Origin of the sequence: Ruminococcus sp. AF31-8BH, from assembly GCF_003460605.1 — a bacterium.
GTDB lineage: Bacteria > Bacillota > Clostridia > Lachnospirales > Lachnospiraceae > Blautia_A > Blautia_A acetigignens.
Map to the genome: position 1 here is coordinate 1 of NZ_QTVN01000031.1, position 2,069 is coordinate 2,069.

Below are 2,069 nucleotides of genomic sequence, written 5' to 3' on the forward strand. Positions count from 1 at the left end.
GGTGAATCATGAGTAAGGATTGTACGATTCAGGATGTTTTTCATCGTTTTTATTCATCTTTTGAATCCACACATGATATTTCTCCCGCTCAGAGAAAAGCCGCTTGGGATTTATGTTTTGGTACAGTCGCATGAGTACAGGGATTCTTCTCCATCAGTTCCCATTTCACTGCCTGTTCAAAACAGTTCCTGAGCAGCTTATTAACATCCCTGACCGTACTGGACGATACAAATTCATTTCGACTGGTTTTATTTAATGGATTGATAACAGCACGCCTCTTCAAAAGACTCTGATAATATCTTTCGATGAAACGGGTATTGATCTCTGAGAGTTTCGTATCACCAATGATCGGAAGAATATAGTTATTGATAAGAGAGACATTTCCTTCATATGTAGAAAGCGCCCAGTTTTCTTTGCCATAAAGTGCAACATATTCTGTAATAAGCTCGTCCAGTGTTTTGCATTTACGGACGACAAATGATCCCATCTCTTTTTTATATTCAATTTCTTTTTTTCTTCTCTTTGCTCCATCCAGTCCTCAAATTCATCCCGACGGATCCTAACTCGATTGCCAACTTTTATTACTGTGAACTTTCCTTTATCCGCCCACTTGTTGATCATGCTTCTGCTGACCTTTGCCAGATAGGAAGCTTCATCAAAAGTAAGATACTTTATATTTCCATTGCTTCCTCGTATTCCGGTCTGTGATAATTTCTTCCGCCGGTAATTAGCCAGGGCAATATTTTGTTCCTGTGCAAGTTCTTCATAATCATTCGATGGATCCAGCTTATACCGATCCTGACCTTCCAGAAATTTTTGAAAACTCTCTTTTGTGATCCTTTTCTTTTCTGCAATCACAATGAATTCAAAAAAATGACTATACTTTGGATTATCAAGAATTGTATATACTGCGCTTCTGGTTGTTCCAAGCAGCTGTGCCATCTCAGGCATCGTAATTGTTGCATCTTCCAGAAGAGCGTCTTTTTCTCTGTCTTCCTTTGTTCGATACCGGGACTGGCTTTTGTACCAGTTCTGAAAAGATTCTTTTGGTATTCGTTTCCAGTAATCGACAATAACAGCTTCCATTTGATTTTTCTTGAGTAAATCATAAACAAGATACTCATCAACACCCAACAGATCCGCAACTTCCTTAACGGAATAGGACCAGGATTTCAATTCTTTCCCTGGTTCTTCTCCGGTAACTTTATGGTATTTAATCTGATTGGCGTACCATTTTTCAAAGCTGGCAATATTGATTCGTATCTTTCCGGCAATCTCTTTAGATTCAAAAACATTTTTATGCACCAGCCAGTATCGATCTGTCTTTTTTAATCCCAGCAGCTTTCCCATTTCCGGCACGGTCATCCAGGTTCTCTTTTGTGTCGGGCGCCGTTTGTAAGGACTGTCTTCTGATATCTTTGAAATGATCTCTTCAACATCGTCCATTTCCGGAACTTCTTTTTGTTTCATAATTGCTGTTGCCATTTATTCTTCACTTCCTGTCTTTTTTAGTGTTAGTGTTTTTTCTTATATCATATCTCAAATCCAGATAAAAATTTAGGATGTCGATTGCAGACAAAATCTGCCTGATCAACACCCTGTTTTTTACTGTTCCAAGTTATCGAGCCAGTCATCGAAACTCTTCTTAGAGATGCGATACTTTCCGCCATCCAACTGGATCCACCGGAATTCCTTTTTCTTTAAAAGGTTATAAATAGTAGGTCTGCTGACTCCTAAGATTTCCTGTAACTCTTGAACTGTATAACATCTTTTCTCTGACATTTCTTTATCCTCTTTTCTTTGAAATATGAAAGAAAAATTATCCCTTCATATAACGAAACGCTCAGAGCATGTTTTACAGTGGTCAAAAGCAAATTTTTTTACTTTTTTCTTACGAGTTTTCTTTAATGCAACTCGTAACATTAGATTTTTACATTTTTCATGAAATTAAGTAAAGAAAAAGAGCATATGGAATTGAATCCATACACTCTATGATTACTGGAACTTTATTTCATTTTTAATTCAACAAACTTGAAGTTGTATCATCATTTATCTTTATCTTTTTTTGA

General features: G+C 36.9%; 2 protein-coding genes and 1 pseudogene. All 3 read right to left on the reverse strand.

The window, feature by feature from the left end:
• Window positions 1-88 precede the first annotated feature (88 nt).
• The 3 genes and pseudogenes from DWZ38_RS21375 to DWZ38_RS21385 all read right to left on the reverse strand — a co-directional run bounded on the left by DWZ38_RS21375 (window position 89) and on the right by DWZ38_RS21385 (window position 1,782).
• Window positions 89-487: a phage integrase SAM-like domain-containing protein gene (locus tag DWZ38_RS21375; RefSeq protein WP_243000487.1), complete on the reverse strand. Its 399-nt coding sequence runs from the start codon at window positions 485-487 to the stop codon at window positions 89-91.
• Window positions 488-579: 92 nt separating this feature from the next.
• Window positions 580-1,485, reverse strand: a pseudogene (locus DWZ38_RS23725) (helix-turn-helix domain-containing protein); the annotation flags it as partial.
• Window positions 1,486-1,605: 120 nt separating this feature from the next.
• The gene (locus DWZ38_RS21385) at window positions 1,606-1,782 is read right to left on the reverse strand and encodes a helix-turn-helix domain-containing protein (RefSeq protein ID WP_003864535.1); all 177 of its coding nucleotides are present in this window, start codon (window positions 1,780-1,782) and stop codon (window positions 1,606-1,608) included.
• Between the last annotated feature and the right edge of the window lie 287 nt (window positions 1,783-2,069).